This is a genomic window from Streptomyces sp. KL116D (assembly GCF_030766975.1).
Classification (GTDB): Bacteria; Actinomycetota; Actinomycetes; order Streptomycetales; family Streptomycetaceae; genus Streptomyces; species Streptomyces longispororuber_A.
Genome location: NZ_JASERH010000011.1, coordinates 31125 through 50601, shown reverse-complemented (window position 1 = coordinate 50601; position 19477 = coordinate 31125). Strand labels below are relative to the sequence as shown.

The following is a 19477-nucleotide window of genomic DNA, read 5'->3' as shown; positions in this document are numbered from 1 at the left end:
TTTACCGTTTATCAAGGTGTGCTGGTTCGTTGCCTCAGGGTGGGTGTTTAACCGTTTCGCATTTATCGTGAAACGCTTTCGCGTTTTGTTACGCCACTTCGCAGGCTGGCGTGAGTGCCCCGAAGTTCGCCGGCGTACAAGTTGCCTCGTCGAGGTGGCGGTGCAGAGGCGCTGGATTGTGCGCTGGACCGTCGTCGACGCCGAAAGTGAGAAGATCGCGAACTTGCCGACGGCGCGCTCTCGCGCGCGCGCGTCGCCGGGCAGCGCAGCAGAAGGAGGCGAAAGGTGCGGCCGCGTAGAAGAAGCGACCGCTGGCGCGTGCCGCCCTCCCGGACCTGTGGTGCAGCGGCGCCGCAGGGTCCGAGTCGAGGAGCACGGGCGAGCGCCCGGCGCGTGGGGTCGGGAAGGTGTTCCAGGTACGGGGCGAGGGCTTGGTCGTTCATCAGCGCGATGTCCTTTCGGTTGGCGCAGGGCTGCAGGCACGCAGTGCGAAACCGTGGTGAGGTGGGCGGAGCCGAAAGTGACACGGGGACGGCCCATGCAGGTAGGGGCGGGCCGGCCAGGCTCCGTTAATGTTGCAGTGCTGCGAGGTGTTTCGTGGCGGTTATGGGTCCCCGGTGCTCCTAGATTGGTCGGGGCGATGTCGCAGTGCAGGTCAGCGGGTCGTCCGCGACCCGAGTGCGGCACGCCGACGGCCGCCGGACGAGCCGCGGAGGCCGCGGGTGCCGCGGGCGGCGCGGGAGAGGCGGCTGCTGAGGAGGTGACGGCGCGTCCCGCTATCCGTGGCAGCCGGGCGGAAGTTGGTCCTCACGTGGCCAGGTGGCTGCCCGCGAGGTCCTGGCCCGATGGTCCTGTGAAGGCCGATTAGATCACGGTGTGGAGGACGTTCTCGCTGACCAGCAGTCTCTGCGCGACCCCGGGCCACGGCGTTGAGCTCAACTTTCCGTCGTCCCAGTAGACCATCACGGCACCTGGGTGGAGGGTGGGGTTCGGTGGCAGGTGCGGCCGCGCCGCTGAGGAGTTCGCGGGCCTGGTCGCACGCTGCCGGTGCGTCGAGCGCGTGGTGGCGGTGGAGCGGACAGGGCGACCGCGGTGCAGTCGGTGTCGGCGGCGAACTCCGGCACCGCGGGGAAGGAAGCCGGTAGCGGCTGCGCCGCCGGCACCTTCGGACCCTGCTGGAGCATGGCGTCCCTTGAGGGCAGGCGGCCCGGCCGAGGAGGGTAGAGGTGGGCCAGCACGCGACCACCATGGCGCTGAAGGCCTCGTCGTCGTCAGGTCCAGGCCGATGTCCAGGCCGGTGCCGACGCGGATCCGGGCGCGGGCCTCCTGCACTCCGAAGGGGCAGAGGTGAACTCCGGTGTCCTCGGCGAAGGCGGCACCGGGGATCGGTGCCGTTCGCCTCCCGGCACAGAGTAGTCCCATGCCGCTGCACCAGCCGCGTCCTGCGGCGCGCGGGCACGATATGCCGTGGTCATCGACGCGTCCGCTCCCGTGTGCCGCCGCCTCGTGGGGGCACGGCTCCACTGAGCTTGCTCGAGGTCGTCGACGGCGCGGGTCCACAGGGCGGTCAGGGTGTCGTGGCCGGCCAGCGTGTCGTACGTGTGGAAGGCGACGCACATCCGGTCGCGACTAGCTGGACCACGCCGCGAACAGGCTGCCGCGGCAGCCAGACCATCAGCGGGTAGACACACCGGCGGCGACGTGAAGGTGAGCGGCACCGGGAAGGGACGTCGGACACGCACTGGCAGCGCGTGCCGGGGGTTGAGGGGTCAGGTGCACGCCCAGTTGGGCGCACCAGTAGGGCAGCCGTTGGTAGGGCAGCGCTGCCGGTGGCGTACCTGCCTCAGGCGCGCGGGCGTGAGCTGGCCGCGCAGCTTCTCCAGCCGGTCCAGCGGAGTCGCGTCACCGCGCGGGAGGTCGAGGTAGGTGACGCCTGCCCAGTTCCCGAGGAGGGGTGCGCCCGGGGCGAAGGCTGACACCCATGCCCGTCCGCAGGCTCCAGTCAGGTCCTGTCCAGTCCTCCGGGTGCCAGTCGCGCAAAGTACGGAGGCGAGCGCGGCGAGGCAGATCTGGTTGAGGACGCGCCGGTGGAGCGGCTGATGGCCCGCAGCCGGTCGAGTCCGGTGTCGACGGTATGGGCGACGCGTCGCCCGTCAAAGGGCCGTCCAACGGCGACCACCGGCCCACCGGCGCAGCAGCAGCAGCATGTCGGCGCCGAGACCGAGGTCGGGAGCCGGACCGGGCGGGCGGCGGCGTGAGGCACTGCCTCACCATGGTGGTGGGCGGGCCGAAGAGGGCGCGCAGGGACCGCATTCCGGCCAGCCCGTCCTGGAAGGCGTGATGGGGAGCGGTAGCCCAGTCCCCATCCGTCGGGGGTACTGATCAACCACAGTCCCACAACGGCCGTTCGGGATCGAGCTGCGGGGTGTGCATCGCCGTGACCATCGCGTCGGTCGCCGTGACCGCCGTCGTGTCCACGTCGATCCGGTGCAGAGTGCCGGCCGAGGTCAGAAGGCAGTCCGGCTCCCAGGCGGTGCCGGGTCGTACCGGCCCGCTCGATAGGTCAGTTCTGACCAGGGGCAACCGCTCGGCCACGTGCGCCGGCGAGCTCACTCAGGGACGGCGCCGGTCCGGGAAAGGTCAGCACCACGCCGATGTGCATGGCGTTGCCGCCGACAACGGCGGGCCATGCTGAGTAGACGGTGCGGTCGATCGCGGTCTGCGGGATGCTCCGGGCGGATGCCCGCGTCACAGCCGGGGGCTGGTCACGGCGGTACCCGGGGAGTCTTGGCGAGGGGTTCGCGGGGCGGTGAGAGGTGGACGGAAACGCGGTGGTGAACGGAAGCGCGGTGGCGGTGGACCCTGGCGGTCACGACCTAGGGTGGGCAGCCTGGCGTCCACGAGCACCGGCAGGGAGCCGGGGGCCAGGACACCGCAGCGGCGCGGCCTTGGACGACCGTGTGGGAAGGGGGCGCAGGTGCCAGCGGGACACCAGGAAGCCAGCGCCAGCGTGGCCTCCCGCCAGACCGAAGGCCTCACCGATGCACTTGTTCGCTCCCAGGCCGAAGGAGCAGGTACGCCCTCGGTGCGGGATGTCCGTTCTGCCAGCGGTCGGGATCGAACGCGGCCGCGTCCGGAAAGAAGTCGTCGCGCCGGTGAATGACGTACGGGCTGCAGATCACCGTGCTGCCCAGGGCGAGCTGCTCCCGGCCAGCTCCACGGGTTCGACGGTGGTGCGCGTGATGGCCCAGGCCGGCGGATACAGGCGCAGCACCTCCTGGACCACACGGTGTGTGAAGGTCAGATCCGGCAGGTCGTCCCAGGTGGCGATGGAACCGCCCAGCACCGTGTCGGCCTCGGTCTGCAGCCGGCCGAGAACGTCCGGGTGGGACCCGAGCAGCTGCACGCACCAGGCCAGGGCCGAGGGACGTGGTCTCCGCCCCCGGCGAGCACCAGGAGGGCGACCTGGTCGCACAGTTCGTGGTCGGAGAGCGGCCGGCCGTTGTCGTCGCGTGCCGCCAGGAAGCAGAGGACAGGACGTCGTCCTGATCGACTCCGGCCGCCCGGTACTCGGCGATGATTCCGGAGACCAGTGCGCGCCAGCGCACCAGGAGCATCGTCGGTAGCGGCGTCGCCTGGGTGAGGGCACGGCGTCCACGGCGGGCATCAGCACCCGCGTATACACGCCGCGCAGGAAGACGTCGAAGGCAGTCGCGCAGTTCTTCCGCGACGGGTGCGGGAAGTCGGAGGAGAACAGTGTCCGTACCGCGACCGCGGTGGTCCAGCCGGAACATCTCGTCGACCGCGTCGACGACTTGTCCGCTGCGCCACCGGTCCGTGAGCGTCTCCACCTCGGCGCTCATCACCTGGGCAGCACTGTTCCGAGGCGCTTGTGGTGGAAGGCGGGCTGGAGCACCCGGCGCTGCCCTCGGTGGTCGGCGCGAGGACACGAGGCGAGGCCGTTGCCGAGAGCGGCCCTGACCTTTTCGTAGAGCGGTCCCTCGCGGTCGAAGGCCCGTGAGTCGGTGAGACCCGCCGTACCAGTTCGGGGTGGCATAGCACGTACGCGTCGCGTAAGCCGATCCGTACCCGCACGATGTCCCCGTGGGCGGCAGTGAGTCCATGAACGCCAACGGGCGGCGGAACAGATCCGGCGGGTGACGACGACCGGCCATGCTCCGGGAGCCCTGGCCGGCCCGCAGCGCCCCGGCTCGAGGGCGTCCGGCGCAGCTGGCGTCTCCCGGGCGGAGCATCGGTGCCCCGGGAGTCGCAGAGCTCGCGCGGACCCGATCGGGATTTCTGATTCTCATGTCGGCTGCCGGCCGACGCCCGGCGCTCACCGAGCACGCCCACGATCGTCTCGATGCGGTCGAGGGCCGCGCAGTTCGTCATCGCTCATGTCGACGCCGAAGTCGGTCAGCAGGCGCTCCGACAGTTCGACCAACGCGAGGTCCAGGTCAGTTCGCTCAGTGTGTCCTGCGGCGAGACTCGTATCAGGGGCGAGCTCCGCAGTCTGCGCGAGCAGCGTGAGTGAAGTCGTTCGCTCATGTGTCGGGTCGCCTCAGAGTTCGGGCCAGAGTGAAGATGTGGTGGACGCCCAGGTGAGGCCGGCTCCGAAGTGACGTGAGGATCCAGCCGGTCACCCGCCTGGAACCGCCGGCGCTCCGCGGTGTGCGCCAGGAGCAGGGGACGGAGGCGGCGACGTGCCGTGGCCGACCTCCGCGATGTTGGAAGGGAACTTCTCGCGCGGCATGTCCAGCCGCTGGGCGAGCGCGGTGAGGATGCGGGCGTTCGCCTGGTGAGCGATCGACCGCGGTCACCGAATCGGTGCCAGCCGGCGAGTTCGCACGCGGTGCGGCACGAGGCGCTCATGCGGCGCACCGCGTGCCGGCCACCGTGTTCGCGGCCTTCCATCCGCATGTAGGCCTGTTGCGACAGTGGCACCTGCCCGTGCGAGGATCTGCCGTGCACCCGGCGGGGACGTGGAGGTACTCCCCGGCCGGTGCCGTCGCTGCCGAGGTCGAACGCTCCCGAGCGCGAGCCGTCGGGCGGCCCGCCTCGAGGACCACGGCACCCGCGCCGTCACCGAAGATCGGAGCGGTGTCCGGATCCGCCCGCGCGGTGAAGCCGCTGGCGGTGTCCTCGCGCCGGTGACGAGCACGCGGTTCGCCACTGCGCCGCTGCACAGCCAAACCGTTCAAGACGACAGCAAGTGCGCTAGACGAAGCCGCTGCAGGCGGCGTGACGTCCAGGGGCAGCCACCGTGCCGATGCCCAGGCGCTCGCGCTACCACAGGCGCTGTCGCCGGTACGGAGGTGATCGGTACTGCTGCCGCCAGGATCGGCGCTCTGCACCGCCCCGGGCGATCCCGCTCAGCGCCCGACGGCCGGCCTCGACGGCCACGCGGCTCCCTGTCGAGCAGCCCCGGAGACATGCCGGCGTTCACGGATGCCCGTGCGCTGCTCGATCCATTCCGGCGAGACACCGAGCTTCTCAGCGAGGTCGCCGTTGGTCACCACCGTCTCCGGCAGACAAGCGCCCATGGCGCGGACCACTCCTGCCAGGCACGCCTGTTCCGACGTCACTTCACTGCCTCTCCGCCGTGCGGTCGAGCCGTTTGCCGACGCCAAGCACCGGAGGGAGAACGATCATGAACGGAGGTGGTTATGCAGAAATATCGGTTTCACCCGCGGGTGGATGTGCAGGCCGGCGATCCGCAGGCACCACCAGTCGCAGTCACCACGGGCTCGATCCTGCCCGATCGGGCTCGTTCCGGCATCGGATCGGGGCCGGGTCGGGAGCCAGCCGTTCGCGGGAACTCGGTTGCGAGGGGCGTGGCCACCTGCGCGAAGATCGCCTGGATGAGCCAGGGAGACGGATGAGGTACGCGAAGTGATCGCGGGCGAGCTGCGGCTGATGGACCCCGTGTGCGCATGTCTCGTTCGCTCGCCCGGGGCTGCTCGACCCGGAGTTCGTCGAGGTCGGCGCGTACGGGGCGGCGGTGGACGTACGACGAGATGCTGGCCGCGCTGCCCGGAAGCTGGACGGTGCGGCGGAGAGCGGTCGCGCTACGAGCCTCCGGACTTCGTGGGTGTGGTGCTGGCGCCCGGACTGGTGCACCTCACCCTTCGAGACCACGCTGGACGGGGACCGGGCACGGCGGAGTTCGCTCTGGCGCAAGCAGGTGCGGACGCGACGTGGCGGATGTACCACCACCAGGCCACCCCCCATCCCGCCCGACAGCATGTGAGGGGCACTGGTAGCGGACAACCCAGCAGGGGCGCGCGCCCGTGACGCCACATCCACATCCCGTATATCCCGTGCACGGAACCCACACCAGCCACCACCTTGCATGCATGCTCACGTGACAGCTTTACGCTCGGCCGCTCCGCGAGCCTCCGCGACTGAGCGGGGTTGCCGCCTGCAGACATGAGTGAGGGTGCGGTTCGGATGCGACGACTGTTGGGACGAATCGCCCTGACGTGCGCGATGCTGGCCGGCGCCGCCGTGGTGCCCGCCGGCTCGGCCTCGGCCACCGCCGCACCGAAAGTGCGGGACCCCGTCGGCCTCGGACTCGTCGGACTCCTTCCCACCGCCGACCCGACGCAAGAGAACCTCGACGCCGCACAGTTGAAGGCCGCCGCTGACCATGCTGAGCGTGCGGCTGCGCCATGATCCGTTCAGGTCTTCCGCAACAACTGCCTCGTGGCGACGGGTCCGCTCGACACCGTCGGCGGGTCGCTGCACAACAACCTCTGGAGCGTGACGAAGTCGGTCGTCTCGATGCTGACGGGCATCGCCGTCGACCAGGGGAAACTGCACCTCGACGATCCCATCGACCGCTACCTTCCCCACGGCCGCGGGTGGGGTGACGCCGCGCACCGCGCGATCACCGTACGCCAGCTCCTGACACAGACCAGCGGCCTGCGGCAAGCCATCCTGTCCGAAGCCGCGACGACGGGAACGGATCCCCATCTCGCGCAGGAGGCGCTCTCCCAGCCGTTCGTGCACGAGCCGGGCACCACGTTCCAGTACAGCCAACTCGGCCCCGCCCTCCTGGCCTACGTCGTGCGGCGCGCCGTCGACCAGGACCTCGTGGCCTTCGCGCAGCAGCAGCACTTGTTCGACCGATCGGTATCAAGCCCGGCAGCTACTTCTGGCTGCGCGACCGGTCAGGGAAACGCTACGGCTACGCCCACTTGTTCCACACCCACCGCCAACTCGCCCGGCTCGCCCCTGCTGATGAGCAACAACGGCCGCTGGAACGGATCGCAGATCGTATCCGCCTCGTACGTCGCCGCGGTCAGCGAACCGACCCCCACCAACGGCTGTTACGGACTGCTGTTCTGGACCAACCGCGGCAAGCCGTGCACCGGAGCGGACATCCCCGCCGCCCAGACACTGCAACGCCACGCCGTTCCCTCGGCGCCGGCCGATCACCTACGAGATGAACGGCACCGGCGGCCAGCTCGCGATCATGATCCCCAGCCTGCACATCGACGGTGGTGACCACCGGATACTTCGGCAGCCCCGTCCCTGGACCCACCGGTTCTGCTCGGATCGGCACCCGACGAGATGCAATGGACGTTCTTCCGGGCCTTGATGGCCGCCGTCGAGGACACGCACGTCCCCGACCCCGGGCTATCCCGGCGACCCCATCGATCTGGACGTGAATCCCATGAACTACCTGGATCCCGGCGTCCTGCTCAGTGACGCGATCACCAATCCGTACTGCAACCTCGTGTTCTGCAACGGGACCGTCCCCACGAAGGGGCTGCTCCAGAACCTGCGATCCCTTCCGGGGCTGCTGTAGTTGCTGGTTACTGGTCACTGAGCTACTTCCGCGACGCCCACGTCCTGCCAACAGCTGCTACGAGAAACCGAGTTCAAGCTCATTGTCATTGGCTGAACGACACGATGCCGAGCGCAGTGGTGGTCGCGCCCATGAGCAGCGCGCCGAGCGGTATCCCCCCACGAATGTATGCGCGGATACCGACCCGGAGGGTAGAGGTAGAGCGGGTCCTCCGGGTCGTAGTCAAGGGTGACGAACTGCCCGACTCTGAAGGTTCGGTCGCCGAACTTCTCGGGGCGGCCCGCAGGCCATTCACCACCGCGATGAGGTAGCGAAATCGCCCCTTCTCATCAACCGCGCGAAACCTGTACTCGGTCCCGTGCGGCATGTTGATCGACGACAGAATCTCGACCCTCCGGGTCACCTTCCTGCGGTAACCACGCCAGTTCATCAGCGCTATCGCCACACCCCTAGCCCATGGCCCCGACACCACAGACAATCAGGGCGACTTGATACACGATCCCTGGAATCACGACATCCCTCCGATCCGACACCCAAGGCGATCCGACCGTTCCTTCCCGTTCCTTCCAACGCGGCTTCAGCAGCAGACCTCAGAGGAAGACGCGCGCCAACTCCAGCCACTTCTGCGCGTCATCGCCGGTCGCCGTCAGATCGGTCCCCGAGCAGGGCGACGCCGGGTGACGCACAGGCAGAAGTCCATGGCGCTGCCCTGTACTCGTTGGGCGGCCGTCTCGGGGCCCTACACCCAGGTCTGTCCGTCAGGTGCTGTCAGCTCGACGCGGAAGCGGCTGCCGGCTCAGGCGGTCCGGACGGCGGCGAAGGACAGCGCGTCCCAGCACTCCCAGCAGCGCCACGTGCCGCAGCCGATCGGTCGGCGGGTGCGTCACGCCCACCGCGTCGAAGACGTCCTGCCCGTGTGCCCAGGTCTCCATCAGACGAAGGGAGCACCATCAGGGCCGGGGTCACCTTCGACATGTACCAGGGGAAGGCGTGGTCCCAGGGCGTGTCGCGCAGCGCCGCCGCGAGTTCCGCCCGACCGGTCCGCCACTCCTCCAGGAGCACCGACCGAGGTGTGGGCCGCCGCGCCCGCCGCTGCGGCCATGTCGGCGTGTCCGCCGCCTCGGCTTCCGCCCGCTCAAGCTCGACGGTGAACGCATCCGGAGTGCGCAGGGCGCTGAGTACATTGGCGTCCGACCACGCGAGAGTGAGCCACCTGGTGGGCGACCGTCCAGCCCGTCGCGGGTGTGGGTAAGCGACCAGTCGTCAACTGCCGTGACTCAGGACGTCGAGACCATCGCCCTCGGCCACCAACGCGGCCAGGACACCGGCGTCATCCACATCGGGGACGGCGAGGTTGTAGTTCAACATGTACGCCATGATGCGCCTCTTCGGTGAAGCGGCGGCGGGGCTCGTGAACTGGGATCGGCTCGGCAGAGCAGAAAGGGCGCGTCGAGGCTCAGCGTCCGAGGGTCGTCTTGTCCCCCCATCACGACCACCGGTCGGCTCTCCTTGTCCAGCCAGCGCAGCAGTTCGCGCATCCGCGGCTGGGAGAGTGACGCAGCCCTGGGTGGGGCCGCCGTGGTCCACGTGGAACCAGATGCCGCCGCCGCGGTTCATGCCCAGCGGGCGGGTCCAGTCCAGGGGGGTGGTGCCGGGCTTGCGGTTGTAGTTGATGGCGACGACGTAGTCGAAGGCGTCGCCCAGCGGCTCGCCCTCCGGCGTTGGTGCCGTGCGCGACGAAGGCCGGGCCCGTGTCGTACGGCGAGCTCCGTTCCGGGGTTCGGTTCGTGGCCGCCCGCGTCCGTGAGACCGAAGACGCCGGAGGGTGCGCAGGTCGCCTTGGACGTGGTGGGCGGTCCAGCCCTTGAGGGCGTTGCGGGTGGGCCAGGGGGTGCCGAGCCGTTGCCAGCCGGTGGTTGCGTCGCGGACGTAGCGCTGCGCCGTGCCGGTGGTGGCGTCGGCGCCGTCTCCCGTGACGACGATGGCCTGGCGGGTCGCGGCAGGTATGCGGGAGAAAGGGGTTCTGAGCCCAGGCCCGGTATGTCCGTTGGGGCTGCTGCTTGTTCGGCCCGTACAGGGCTGGGGGCGGGGCGTGCTGGGCCTGGTCGCGAGGGTGGCGCGCGCGTGGTGAGTGCTGTCCGAGCAGCCGGTCAGGAGCAGGCCGGCGGCGAGCGAGCACCGCCAGGTGGAGCGCGGCGGCATGGGTGTGTGCCTTCCGTGAGTCGTGAGTGCGGTGCTGTCGGTCGCAGGGGTGGAGGGTGCGGTGCTTGGGCGCGCGTGTCGCCGTGTAGGGCGGGTCGCGCGTGTAGGGCGCGTCGTACGTGTGACGCGTTCTGTTCGTTCTAGTGGCGTGTGGCTGCCGTTCGTACCCGGGGTACGGGTACTGGGGCGTCGTCAGCCGTTCTTCTCGCTCGGTGTGATGCGGGCCGTGGCGAGGGCTTGGCGCAGGGCGTTCTCCAGTGGGGCCGCTCAGCCGGGCGGGCCGTACGTGCAGAGCGAGACCACGCCGTCGCCGGGTGGGCGTCCCGTCGCCCCGCCTACGCGGAACAGGCCGTAGAGCCCTGCTTTGGCGCCGAGCGAGCGGCAGCAGGGGCCGAGCATCCTGGTGTCGAACCCGGCGGGCGTACGGATCTTTCTTGTGGAGCGCGACACTGCGGTCGAGGGACACGGCCGCCAGCACGCTGCCGCCGCCGGTCGGCCGGTTCGGCGCAGGCCGCTCACGTCCGCCGGGCAGGTCGCGAACGGCTGCGGCAGGTCTTGTGAGGTCAGGTACGCCACCGGGCCCGCCTTGCCCCCACATGCGGTCCTTGCGCGTGGCGGTCCCGTGCCAGCCGGGCGGCAGGCGCAGGGCCAGGCCGTCCAGTTCGGCGTGCGGAAGACGGTGCCCCCGGCGGCCGCGGGCGGTGCGAACGACGGCCCGGTGGGCGGGTCGCCGGGCAGCAGGAGCCGGCGGCGGCGATGCCCACGAGCGCCGTGGTTCCTGCCACGGCGGCCGCACGGCGGCGGCGACGGCGCCGGATCCGTCCGCGTACGCCCCGCATCCGGTCCTCCGATGCGGGCAGCCGGCACCTGCGCCCCAGGAACTCCCGCAGCGCACGCTCTTGGTCGGCTTGATCGTGGCTGCCGCGTGGTCGCCGGCGGCGTCACTCATCGGACGCCTCACTGGCTGCGGCAATCACCGCCCGCAGCGCGCAGCGCCTTGACGCCTGGCTTTTGACCGTGCCCGGCGCGCAGCCGAGCACCTTGGCCGTCTCCTCGACACTGAGGTCCCTCGGGAAGTAGCGCAGCACGACCACCGACCGCTGCCGCACCGGCAACGACCGCACGGCGGCCGCGAGGGCCTCCTCCTGTTCCAGCGCCCTCGTACACGCGCCGAACGAGGCGGCTCGATCCGGGAGTTCGCCGTGCGGGACCTCGCCCCGCCAGCGCCGCCGCCACCAGGAGGCATGCGTGTGGACGAGGGCCTGCGGATGTACGCCTCCGGCTCCCCCGTCGGCGATCTTGTGCCACTTGGGCCACGCGCGCGAGCACCGTCTGCAGCAGGTCCTCGGCGAGATGGGCGTCTCCCGTCAGCAGCCAGGCGACCCGCAGCAGCCTGGGGCCGCGGGCGTCGACGAACGCCTCGAAGTCGTCCGTGCGCCTCCCCGCCCATTCCTCAACCGCCGTTCTCTTCTGCCTCATACTTGGCCAACTGGCTGGGCAATGCATCAGGTTGCCTCGTGGGAGGAACTTTGCGAGCCGAGCCTGCCGGCCGAACGAACCGCCGCTGGTGGTCCGAATCTCTGGCTGCCGGTGGCGCCGCGGTTTGTCCGCGATCTTTCCCGGAATTGTCCGTGATCAGTAACGGATGGATCTTTCTGAGCCGGAGCCTCGTCCTGACGGATGGTCGCACGGTGACCAGGTCGACGAGGACTGCGCAAAAGGGGACGGACATGGCACGGCACGGCGAGCAGCGCGGCTGGTACGGCAAGTTGATCGGGGGCGGCGCTCGGCGTGACACTGCCGCCACGGGCGCCTTCGGTGTGGACTGCGCAGGCCGGTGCCGCGAACGAGTCGTCGCCTCGGGAGAAGGCCCCCGTCTCCAGCGCGGCGTCAAGCGGGTCGCGGCGAGCATCGCGCACGCTTCCGATGCGGGTGAACGCGGCGTCAACATCACCATCGACGACGGCCCCGACCCCGTATGGACGCCCCAAGTCCTGGACGTGCTGCGGAGTACGGGAGTGAAGGCCACGTTCTGCATGGTGGGCACGCAGGCTCAGGCCCACCCCGACCTCGTGAAGAAGGTCGTCGCGGCCGGGCACCGGTTGTGCGACACACCGTGTCGCACGACACGACCATGGACAAGAAGCCCGAGTCCTACCAGTCGCGGCAGATCATGCGACGCCGAACGCATGATCACCAAGGCGTCCGGGGGCGTACGGCCGATGTACTACCGGGCCCCTCGGCGGAGCCGCTCACCCCCTACAGCCGTGACCTCGCCGCCTCCCCGGGGCATGCGGCCGCTCGGCTGGAACGTGGACACCAAGGACTTCGAGCAGCCGGGCACCGACGCCATCGTCGCCACCGTCCAGGAAGAACTGCCCAACGGGCCGACGCTCCTCTTCCACGACGCGGGCGGCGACCGCACCCAGACCGCTCGAGGCCCTGCGCCGGCTGCCCCCCAGCTCAAGCAGCAGGGCTACTCCTTCGGATTCCCGGTGCGCTGAACCACTGCGTCCTGCGGGGCGCCTCGGGAGACGTCGCGCACCGGCGTCTCCCCGTCGTCAAGCCGAAGAAGCCACCGTCCGGAGGAGTAGGAGTAGGAGTAGGGATAGGGGGAGGGGCTGGAGCTGGTGCGGGCGGAGTGGGGCGGGAGCGCTCGTCGTGAGCTCTGATCGTGCGCAGGATCGTCCCCATGAGCGGGAGCGTCGGCCCGCCCTGGTCCGCGGCCGGCCAACTCGGCTCCCGCACACGAAAGCGTGGCGCCGGCGCAACCCGCGGCGCGAACCAGTCGGTCGGGCCGGTCGGCGTAACAGCGCCTGGCGCAGCCGGGAGTTGCGCCGACCGCGGTCGTGTCCGGCTGCTGCGGTGACCTGATGGATGCCGGCAATCGCAGATGCAGGGTCGGGACATCCGGGCCTGACGGCAGGGGCCGGCGGCCTCGGCTTGCGGGGCCGCGGGCGGGGCGGCAGGCTTGACGGTGAGGGTGCCAGGGACCGTGGGGCTGGCCCGAGGCGAGCGCTGTCCGTTCGGCGAGGCAGCTCCGGAGGTGCGGTGGGCTCCGGCCACGGTGCCGCCGTTCGTCGCAGGCGGCGGAGCACACTGTTCGCACCGCCTCGCCGTCCAGCCTTGTGCGTCGTCGTAGCCCAGCGACGGGCGTCCGCAGTCAGGGCAGGACAGTTCGCCGCGGCGCTGTGCCTGGTCGACGAGAAGCTCGCGGGTCATGCGGACGGTGGGTTCCCATCCGCGCGTCGGAGTCGGGGGATGTGGACCAGCAGCTTGAGCCCGGGTTCGCAGGCGCCGAGGCTTCCAGATCTCCCATCAGCTGCTGCAGATCGCGTGGCGTCACGGGGCTGTGCGTGTGAGGCGTTGGCGCAGACTCTTCTCCGTCTCCCGACGCAACTGGATGCTGCGCTGGTCGGCGTCGGCCCGGTCCCATGCCTTCTCCCAGTGGATGAGGTCCGTCGGGCGCGCGCCGAGGGCCTGGGCAAGGCTGCGGACCATCTCACGGCTGGGTGTGGTGCGTCCGTTCAGGATCCGGGCAACGGTGCTGTGCGGCAGGCGCCCCAGACCGTCGACCCGGGCGTCGAGGCTGCGCAGCGGCGGGCCTCCCGTCGTCGTGGTAGAGGTGCACGATCGCGTAGTGCAACTCGGCGAAGTCCTTGACGACGCGGATGTTCACGCTGCCGGAGCGTCGTGGCCGGTCAGGGTACTGCGCGCCTGCGCCTCTTCCCTTCCGCGCCTTCTTCCACAGTCCTTCGGCCTCCTTGCCGCTGAGGCCGCATGCCTCGGCGTAGGCGAGCACGACCTTCAGATTGCGTGGCACGCTCCGGCCGGACACGGCACGCGACAGTGTGTCCGGGCTGTACTCGGTACGTGCGGCCAGCTCGGCGTACGTGAGTTCCTGCGGCCTCGCGACCGGCACGCAGCCAGGTCGCGAGGGCCTGCAGCGTCTTGCCGCACTGGGCCATCGGATTCTCGCTGCGCCCCATGGGAGTGGGTCAGCGGGCCGGCGGGTGCACCGGCTGCGCGGCGCAGGCGGAGCAGCAGTTGCGCCGACCGCGCCGGCTTCGATGAGCAGGATGGTGATGCTGGCGAGGGGGAGACCGGCGCCGGCCAGGACGGCGGCGACGATGACGACCACGATGAGGATGCTGGCCTCGGTGCCGGTTAACGGGCGCGACGGGCATGCGGTAAGCGGAACTGGTCACGTTCAACTCCTGTCGTTCTGATGGACTGCGGGCAACCGCACGTTCGCCGCCGGGTGGTTGCCGCCACCTGACGGTGAAGTGATGTTGCAGCATCCGGGCCGCTCTGACGAACCCCCCAAGGCGACTATCCGCAACCACGTCCCTGTGCGCAGTCGGCCGCCCAACCAGCCGCAAAGGCCGGTTCACACAGGTCAGACGCCACACACAGGCCGTGTTCCCGCAGTCGTGTCCCGACTTCACACCTGCTCGACCGAGCCCGGTCAGGAAAACCGCACCCGTGTCTCTGGGACAAGCGGGGTTCCTGCGCTCACCGGAAGACCCTTCTGCGCTGGTCAGCGCAATCCGAGAGGTGAATCAGCAGTTCCGTCTCGTCCTTGACCTACGTACGGCCGATCACCGATCTTTGAGCACGAGCCTGCCGGCCTCGCCGTGCGGGCGCTCCGATGAACTGCGGGCTATCCAGTGATCGGGAAACCACCGGGCAGCACCGTTGCCGCGACCAGCTGCTCAGGTTCCTGGCGCTGCCTACGCGCCAGGAACCAGCCGGCGGAGTCCACCTCGCCCGCCTTGTCGACGATCGCGCTGAGGGGTGGGTGAGGCCTCGGCGGGCCCACAGGCGTCCGAGCAGTTCCCTGCTCTTCTCCGCGAACTCCTCGTCGCCCAGGATGCCCGCCCTGCGGGAGGTCGGCCAGCTTCTCGATCTGCGCGAAGACGTCCGGGGTCCGGGGGCGGCAGCGGTCGCAGCCGGGGCGGAGGGGGCGTGCCTGCGGCGGCGATGCCTCACGGACGGCGTCTGCCAGCGGGGCGAGGTGTCGTTCTTGATGATGCCCTGATCACCGCAAGTTGTTCCCGGACACGAACACCCGCAGCTCGCCCGTGACCATGCCGCTCTTGGTCTGCACCGAGCTGATCAGGCGCAGCGGAAGTCCCTCCTTGGCCTGACTGACCAGACCGTGGAACAGGAACAGCAGCCGCAGGTCCGTGAGGACGAGGATGCCCTGCCGGTCCGCGTACGTGCCCTGGGCGATGAGCCGGACCTTCCTCGCCGTCGTGCAGGTGCTCGGCGAGCTTTCTTCAACTCGCGCCCGCCACCCAGCCGTGGTTGCTCAAGGCGCGGCGGCCGCCACGATGTCGGGGCGCTCGCCGCTCGGGTCGAGCTTCGCGGCCAGCTTCTCGCCCCGGTCCTCGCCGCCCTGCCTCCTGCCGCTCCGCGTTCTGCGCCCTGCAGCGTGGCGCTCTTCCTCCCCGAGGCGCTGCGCGTAGGCGTCGAGCTTACCGACGTGGTGGGTTTGCGGGTCGTCCGCGGCCGCGTACACTGGGCGCTGTCCAGGCCCTGGCTGCGGTTCATGGCACCACCTTCTGCAGGAACGCGGCCAGCTCCTGGAACGCTCCCTGCGCTGCTTGTGCCGGAACAGGACGGTGTTCGGGTCGGACGCCGCCGTGGTCGCCGTCAGCGCCGGCAGGGGCTCGCCACCGAAGGCAATCTGAGATGCCCTGTTGACCAGGCGTGACGCGTCCTTGAAGGCCACGTCCGAGACGGCCGCCAAGGGCAGCGTGCGAGCCGGGACGCGCTGACCGGACAGCTTGGCCGCCATCCCCGCCGGAGGATCGTGATCGTGTGATCGTCGACTTCGATCCGCCCGGTGTAGCCGTCGTATGCACCCATCTGTCCATACTGCCACTGCAGATCCCCCACGCACCGCCCCTGCCGGTGCGTCGGACGCCGTGAGGAAGGCGGGCGCCCCGATCGGGCGCCCTGCACAAGATGCCGGTCACTCCCATCGCGACTCAGCCGGCAGTCACCGCGAAGCTCTGCGCAGCCGAGCCATCACACGTCCGCTGGGTGAGTTGTGTGCTGCCCGTGGCCGTCGCGGCCGCCGTCAGGCACTTTGCCGCCGTGGCGGGCGCGTGAAGCGGTAGCGGCCGGTCGTCGTCCCCTTCACCGGGAGCCACTGCTGGTTCTGGCCGCCTCCGTAGGACCAGAGCTGAGGGGTGCGTTGTCGGCGGTCGATACGTCAGTGACGTCGATGACCTGTTGGGGGTTCGGGCGTACGGCGATGCGGCGGTATCCGCTGTCCGTCGCGGTCAGGCGGAACCGCTGGGCCTGGGTGGTGTTGCAGGTGTACCGCTGGATCGCGGTGCCGTTCGTGGTGGCGGCCGCTCGGGCGTCGACGCAGGTGCCGTTGCCTGCGTTCTTCAGCGCGTACCAGGACGTCTCGTCGAGGGTGTCGTCCCTGTGGGGCGTGGGTGCTGTCCGCGCCGCCGAGCCATTTGAGGCCGTCCAGCAGGAAGCGGTTCTGCTGCGCGCTGGCGAACGTCGAGGACGTGCGGGTGTTGGCGTGCCGTAGTTCATCGCGTTGTACCGAAGTTCGCGTACAGCATCTTGTACTTCGTGTTGGTCCACAGGATGGGGTGACAGCCGCTGTACCCAGGACTGGTTGGGGTCGGTGCCCAGAAGCTGCTGGTCCACGTGACGCGAGGATCTTGATGTCGGGGTTCTGGCGCAGGTCGTTGGACCAGCTGTACCACCTCGCTGACCGACGACGCGAACGTGGCGGGCAGGTTCACCGTGACGGTGGGTGCGGTCCTGACCTGAGGGTCGCCGATGTCGGCCCCAGGTGTTGGACTTGAAGCTGCTCGCTGCCCAGGAAGGTGTTGTGGTACCAGGACCAGCCTGCCGCGTCCGTCGAACGCGGAGACGTGGAAGCCCATCCAGGCGCCGCCGCCGCGCATGTACTGCCCGAATCCGGTGCGTTGGGCGGCGGTCTGCGGGAGGTCGTCGAGGAAGAGGACGACCTGGTAGGCGTTGACGCCGCCGTTGGCGAGGAGGTTCCAGTCGCCGCTGGCGGTGTAGGTGAAGCCGTTCCGCGGCCGCCTGCTTGGGCAGCCAGTCGCTGGCCTCCTTCTCGAAGTCGATGTGGGCCGCGTCCCAGGTGCCGCTGTAGAGGCCGAGCACCTTGAAGGGGCCGCCGCCGCTGCCGCCGTGCTGCTCGGGTGGGCGGCGGTGGCGGCGCAGGCCAGGCCGAGAGGGCCGCGAGCACCAGGAGGCGTCCCTATCGTCGATACATGGGGGTGTCCGTCCTTCCGGTCGTTCACGGGTAGGTGGTGAGGTAGGCGACGCTGGAGTGCGTTGACGGCCTCCCGTGTTGTTGATGACGGCTGATGGTGCCGGTGCCGCCCAGGGAGACGGTGACCATGTCGTGGAACCTGACGCCGGAGGTGTTCGGCACCTCGAAGGCGGTCGAGTGACCACGCTGGAGTTGGTGCTGAAGTAGCAGCAGCGCCGAGTCCCCACGCTTCGTGGCCGGTGACGGAGTCGGCGACCTTGTAGGCGGCATCCCCTGCCGCCGCCGTTCATCCAGGCGGCCTGGTTAAGGCGGGTCCGTAGGGCATCTCGTTCTGGAAGAAGTACGTGCGGCCGCCGCCGCCGCCCAGATGACCTGGGGCCTTCTGGAAGTGCTCGACGGCGCTGTACGCGTGACGTTCGCGCCGTTGACGACGAGGCCGGTGTCGGCGGTGTTGGTGGTCCAGCCGACGGTGCCGCTGCGTTGCCGTGGTCGGCGCGCCAGATCCAGGTGTGGTCGACGATGGTGTTCGCGCTGTTCACGCACGACCGACCTGGTCGCCTTGCCTGACGGTGGCGCCGCCGATGCGGACGAAGAAGTCCCGAGAGCTGGATCGGGTCGGCCGCGTGGTTCGCGGACGCGCCGTTCGGGCCGATCCCGTACGAGGGTCTGGAGCTGACGGTGCCCGCGTCGATGAGGAGGCCGGCCCAGTTGGACGCCGTCGACGTCCGCGGTGCTGATCGCGGTGATCCCGCCGTCCGGTACGAGGGTGGCGAGGCCCATGCCGAGGACGACCGTGTCGGGGTCGGGTGGATGCCGAGCGTCTGGCTGAGGTGGTAGACGCCGGTGACCAGGAGGTTTCAGGCCCGGAGGCCAGGGCCGCGTTCATGTCGGCGGCGGTGGCGCCGGGCTTCTGACGATGAAGAACTGGTCGAGCGGGAGCGACGCATGCCGCCGGGGTCTCGCCGCCCCACGTCGTGCCGGTGGCGTTGTGCGCAGGGGCGGGCACGAACACCCCTAGGCGGCGCCGGCCCCTGTCGACGTAGAGGAACGGCCTCTCGCGGATCGTCGGGGGTGCTCGCGACGTTGTGTACGTGGAAGGATTGGCGGTGCGCCCTGGTCGCCGACGAAGACCATGTTCCAGCTGGAGCCCGACCAGCCGCCCATCTGGGAGTTGCGGGTGAGGAACTGCTGCTGGAGGGTGAGCGGATCTGGCCGTCGACCTGCGCATCGAGATGAGCCGCCGCCGACCAGCCGCCAGCCGTCGAGCGCGCGAGGCCGCCGCGCACGTGCATGCGCCGGTACGGGGCGGCCCTGCGAGACGGCCCAACGGTCGGTGCCGCCGGTCGGGCTGACCGACATGTTCTCCGCCGAGCGCCAGAAGTTCTGCGTGGCGTTGCCCTGGAACCAGTCGGCCTCCACGCGCACGGAGCCGTTGATCGTCACGTCGTCCGGGGAGAGACCGAGGCCCGCGACCTGGGTGTAGAAGCCGACGTTGGGCGTTGGCGCTGTACGTACCCGCTTGAACAGCAGGGCTCGGCGGGCCGCGCCGAACTGGTTGGTCTCCCTGCTGGGCGAAGACCGAGTTCAGCTTGGACTGGATGCTGACGACGACATCGACGGGTCGAAGACGGCGACGTTGGGACCCAAGTCGGGGTGCCGGGTGCGGGTCTGTCGTGCCGCCGCCGAACGTGAAGCGACTGCGCTGCGGTGCCGTTGCAGGTGTACTCGCGCGAGCTGCACGCCGTCCGCGGTGGAGGCGGCGGGCACGTCCAGGCACCTTGCCGCTGTTGCGGTTCACGAAGTGGTACGCGCCGTCGGCCTCGGCGACGGGCAAGCCACTGCTGGTTGGCGCCGCTGGAGTACGACCACAGCTGGACGGCGGCCGAGTCGGCGGTCGACACGTCGGTGACGTCCCACGCCTTACTGCCGTCCAGGGCGCTGTTCACGCGGTAGTAGCCGTCCCGCTGGTGGCCACCAGCCGCCAGTTCTGGGCGCTGCTGCCGTTGCAGCCGTACCGCTGGACGGCGGTGCCGTCGGCGCTCGCCGCCGCGCGGGCGTCGACGCACTTGCCGCTGCCCTTGCTGATCACGGTGGTGGAGCCGGTCGGGAGCGCGCGCGCCGCGGCGCTGGGCCGCGCGCTCGCCGGTGTCTGCATCGGCGAACTCGACGCCCGCCGCGGTCGTCGC

At 70.0% G+C, this 19477-nt stretch carries 19 protein-coding genes; 3 read left to right on the top strand and 16 right to left on the bottom strand.

The window, feature by feature from the left end; all coding sequences use genetic code 11:
• Window positions 1–2382: 2382 nt before the first annotated feature.
• From RBJ77_RS03840 to RBJ77_RS03825, 4 genes are all read right to left on the bottom strand, one after another.
• Window positions 2383–2595: a hypothetical protein gene (locus RBJ77_RS03840; protein ID WP_372343686.1), complete on the bottom strand. Its 213-nt coding sequence runs from the start codon at window positions 2593–2595 to the stop codon at window positions 2383–2385.
• 583 nt (window positions 2596–3178) lie between these two features.
• A complete protein-coding gene (locus RBJ77_RS03835; protein ID WP_372343685.1) occupies window positions 3179–3667 on the bottom strand; it encodes a cytochrome P450 in 489 nt (162 codons plus the stop codon).
• 972 nt (window positions 3668–4639) lie between these two features.
• On the bottom strand, window positions 4640–4807 hold the full coding sequence (locus RBJ77_RS03830; protein ID WP_372343691.1) for a 3-oxoacyl-[acyl-carrier-protein] synthase III C-terminal domain-containing protein: 168 nt from the start codon (window positions 4805–4807) through the stop codon (window positions 4640–4642).
• Window positions 4808–4868: 61 nt separating this feature from the next.
• Window positions 4869–5186, bottom strand: coding sequence for a hypothetical protein (locus RBJ77_RS03825; RefSeq protein ID WP_372343684.1), 318 nt, complete (start codon window positions 5184–5186; stop codon window positions 4869–4871).
• Window positions 5187–6705: 1519 nt separating this feature from the next.
• Between RBJ77_RS03825 and RBJ77_RS03820 the strand changes: the two genes are divergently transcribed.
• Both RBJ77_RS03820 and RBJ77_RS03815 read left to right on the top strand, forming a co-directional pair.
• Window positions 6706–7509, top strand: a complete 804-nt coding sequence (locus tag RBJ77_RS03820; RefSeq protein WP_372343683.1) for a serine hydrolase domain-containing protein — start codon at window positions 6706–6708, stop codon at window positions 7507–7509.
• Window positions 7510–7678: 169 nt separating this feature from the next.
• Window positions 7679–7813 carry a hypothetical protein gene (locus tag RBJ77_RS03815; RefSeq protein WP_372343682.1) on the top strand — a complete coding sequence of 45 codons (135 nt, stop codon included), beginning with the start codon at window positions 7679–7681 and terminating at the stop codon, window positions 7811–7813.
• Window positions 7814–9076: 1263 nt separating this feature from the next.
• Here RBJ77_RS03815 and RBJ77_RS03810 read toward each other — a convergent pair.
• From RBJ77_RS03810 to RBJ77_RS03800, 3 genes are all read right to left on the bottom strand, one after another.
• The gene (locus RBJ77_RS03810; protein ID WP_372343681.1) at window positions 9077–10015 is read right to left on the bottom strand and encodes a hypothetical protein; all 939 of its coding nucleotides are present in this window, start codon (window positions 10013–10015) and stop codon (window positions 9077–9079) included.
• A 267-nt stretch (window positions 10016–10282) separates the two neighbouring features.
• Entirely contained in the window at window positions 10283–10465 is a 183-nt protein-coding gene (locus tag RBJ77_RS03805) for a hypothetical protein (protein WP_372343680.1), read from the bottom strand.
• A 491-nt stretch (window positions 10466–10956) separates the two neighbouring features.
• The gene (locus RBJ77_RS03800; RefSeq protein ID WP_372343690.1) at window positions 10957–11313 is read right to left on the bottom strand and encodes a sigma factor-like helix-turn-helix DNA-binding protein; all 357 of its coding nucleotides are present in this window, start codon (window positions 11311–11313) and stop codon (window positions 10957–10959) included.
• Window positions 11314–11745: 432 nt separating this feature from the next.
• On the opposite strand from RBJ77_RS03800, the gene RBJ77_RS03795 reads away from it, so the two are divergent.
• The gene (locus tag RBJ77_RS03795) at window positions 11746–12519 is read left to right on the top strand and encodes a polysaccharide deacetylase family protein (protein ID WP_372343679.1); all 774 of its coding nucleotides are present in this window, start codon (window positions 11746–11748) and stop codon (window positions 12517–12519) included.
• Between the two features lie 838 nt (window positions 12520–13357).
• Here RBJ77_RS03795 and RBJ77_RS03790 read toward each other — a convergent pair.
• From RBJ77_RS03790 to RBJ77_RS03750, 9 genes are all read right to left on the bottom strand, one after another.
• On the bottom strand, window positions 13358–13546 hold the full coding sequence (locus RBJ77_RS03790; protein WP_372343689.1) for a hypothetical protein: 189 nt from the start codon (window positions 13544–13546) through the stop codon (window positions 13358–13360).
• The gene (locus RBJ77_RS03785) at window positions 13518–13937 is read right to left on the bottom strand and encodes a helix-turn-helix domain-containing protein (RefSeq protein WP_372343678.1); all 420 of its coding nucleotides are present in this window, start codon (window positions 13935–13937) and stop codon (window positions 13518–13520) included. The genes RBJ77_RS03790 and RBJ77_RS03785 overlap by 29 nt, the downstream gene beginning before the upstream one ends.
• Before the next feature lie 1392 nt (window positions 13938–15329).
• The gene (locus RBJ77_RS03780) at window positions 15330–15818 is read right to left on the bottom strand and encodes a hypothetical protein (protein WP_372343677.1); all 489 of its coding nucleotides are present in this window, start codon (window positions 15816–15818) and stop codon (window positions 15330–15332) included.
• Window positions 15819–16162: 344 nt separating this feature from the next.
• A complete protein-coding gene (locus RBJ77_RS03775; protein ID WP_372343676.1) occupies window positions 16163–16576 on the bottom strand; it encodes an RICIN domain-containing protein in 414 nt (137 codons plus the stop codon).
• Window positions 16573–17319, bottom strand: coding sequence for a ThuA domain-containing protein (locus RBJ77_RS03770; protein ID WP_372343675.1), 747 nt, complete (start codon window positions 17317–17319; stop codon window positions 16573–16575). The genes RBJ77_RS03775 and RBJ77_RS03770 overlap by 4 nt, the downstream gene beginning before the upstream one ends.
• A complete protein-coding gene (locus RBJ77_RS03765) occupies window positions 17316–17453 on the bottom strand; it encodes a hypothetical protein (RefSeq protein ID WP_372343674.1) in 138 nt (45 codons plus the stop codon). The genes RBJ77_RS03770 and RBJ77_RS03765 overlap by 4 nt, the downstream gene beginning before the upstream one ends.
• Window positions 17454–18305: 852 nt before the next feature.
• Window positions 18306–18734, bottom strand: a complete 429-nt coding sequence (locus RBJ77_RS03760) for a hypothetical protein (protein ID WP_372343673.1) — start codon at window positions 18732–18734, stop codon at window positions 18306–18308.
• Entirely contained in the window at window positions 18731–19237 is a 507-nt protein-coding gene (locus RBJ77_RS03755; RefSeq protein ID WP_372343672.1) for a hypothetical protein, read from the bottom strand. Before RBJ77_RS03755 ends, RBJ77_RS03760 begins: the two co-directional genes overlap by 4 nt.
• A complete protein-coding gene (locus RBJ77_RS03750; protein WP_372343671.1) occupies window positions 19234–19446 on the bottom strand; it encodes an RICIN domain-containing protein in 213 nt (70 codons plus the stop codon). The genes RBJ77_RS03755 and RBJ77_RS03750 overlap by 4 nt, the downstream gene beginning before the upstream one ends.
• Window positions 19447–19477: the final 31 nt, after the last annotated feature.

Coding starts and splice junctions, on each gene's coding strand:
- RBJ77_RS03835 (WP_372343685.1), bottom strand. CDS start 3,667: ATGCCCGCCGTGGACGCCGTGCCCTCACCCAGGCGACGCCGCTACCGA.
- RBJ77_RS03780 (WP_372343677.1), bottom strand. CDS start 15,818: ATGGCGGCCAAGCTGTCCGGTCAGCGCGTCCCGGCTCGCACGCTGCCC.
- RBJ77_RS03750 (WP_372343671.1), bottom strand. CDS start 19,446: ATGCAGACACCGGCGAGCGCGCGGCCCAGCGCCGCGGCGCGCGCGCTC.
- RBJ77_RS03775 (WP_372343676.1), bottom strand. CDS start 16,576: ATGAACTACGGCACGCCAACACCCGCACGTCCTCGACGTTCGCCAGCG.
- RBJ77_RS03810 (WP_372343681.1), bottom strand. CDS start 10,015: ATGCCGCCGCGCTCCACCTGGCGGTGCTCGCTCGCCGCCGGCCTGCTC.
- RBJ77_RS03795 (WP_372343679.1), top strand. CDS start 11,746: ATGGCACGGCACGGCGAGCAGCGCGGCTGGTACGGCAAGTTGATCGGG.
- RBJ77_RS03815 (WP_372343682.1), top strand. CDS start 7,679: ATGAACTACCTGGATCCCGGCGTCCTGCTCAGTGACGCGATCACCAAT.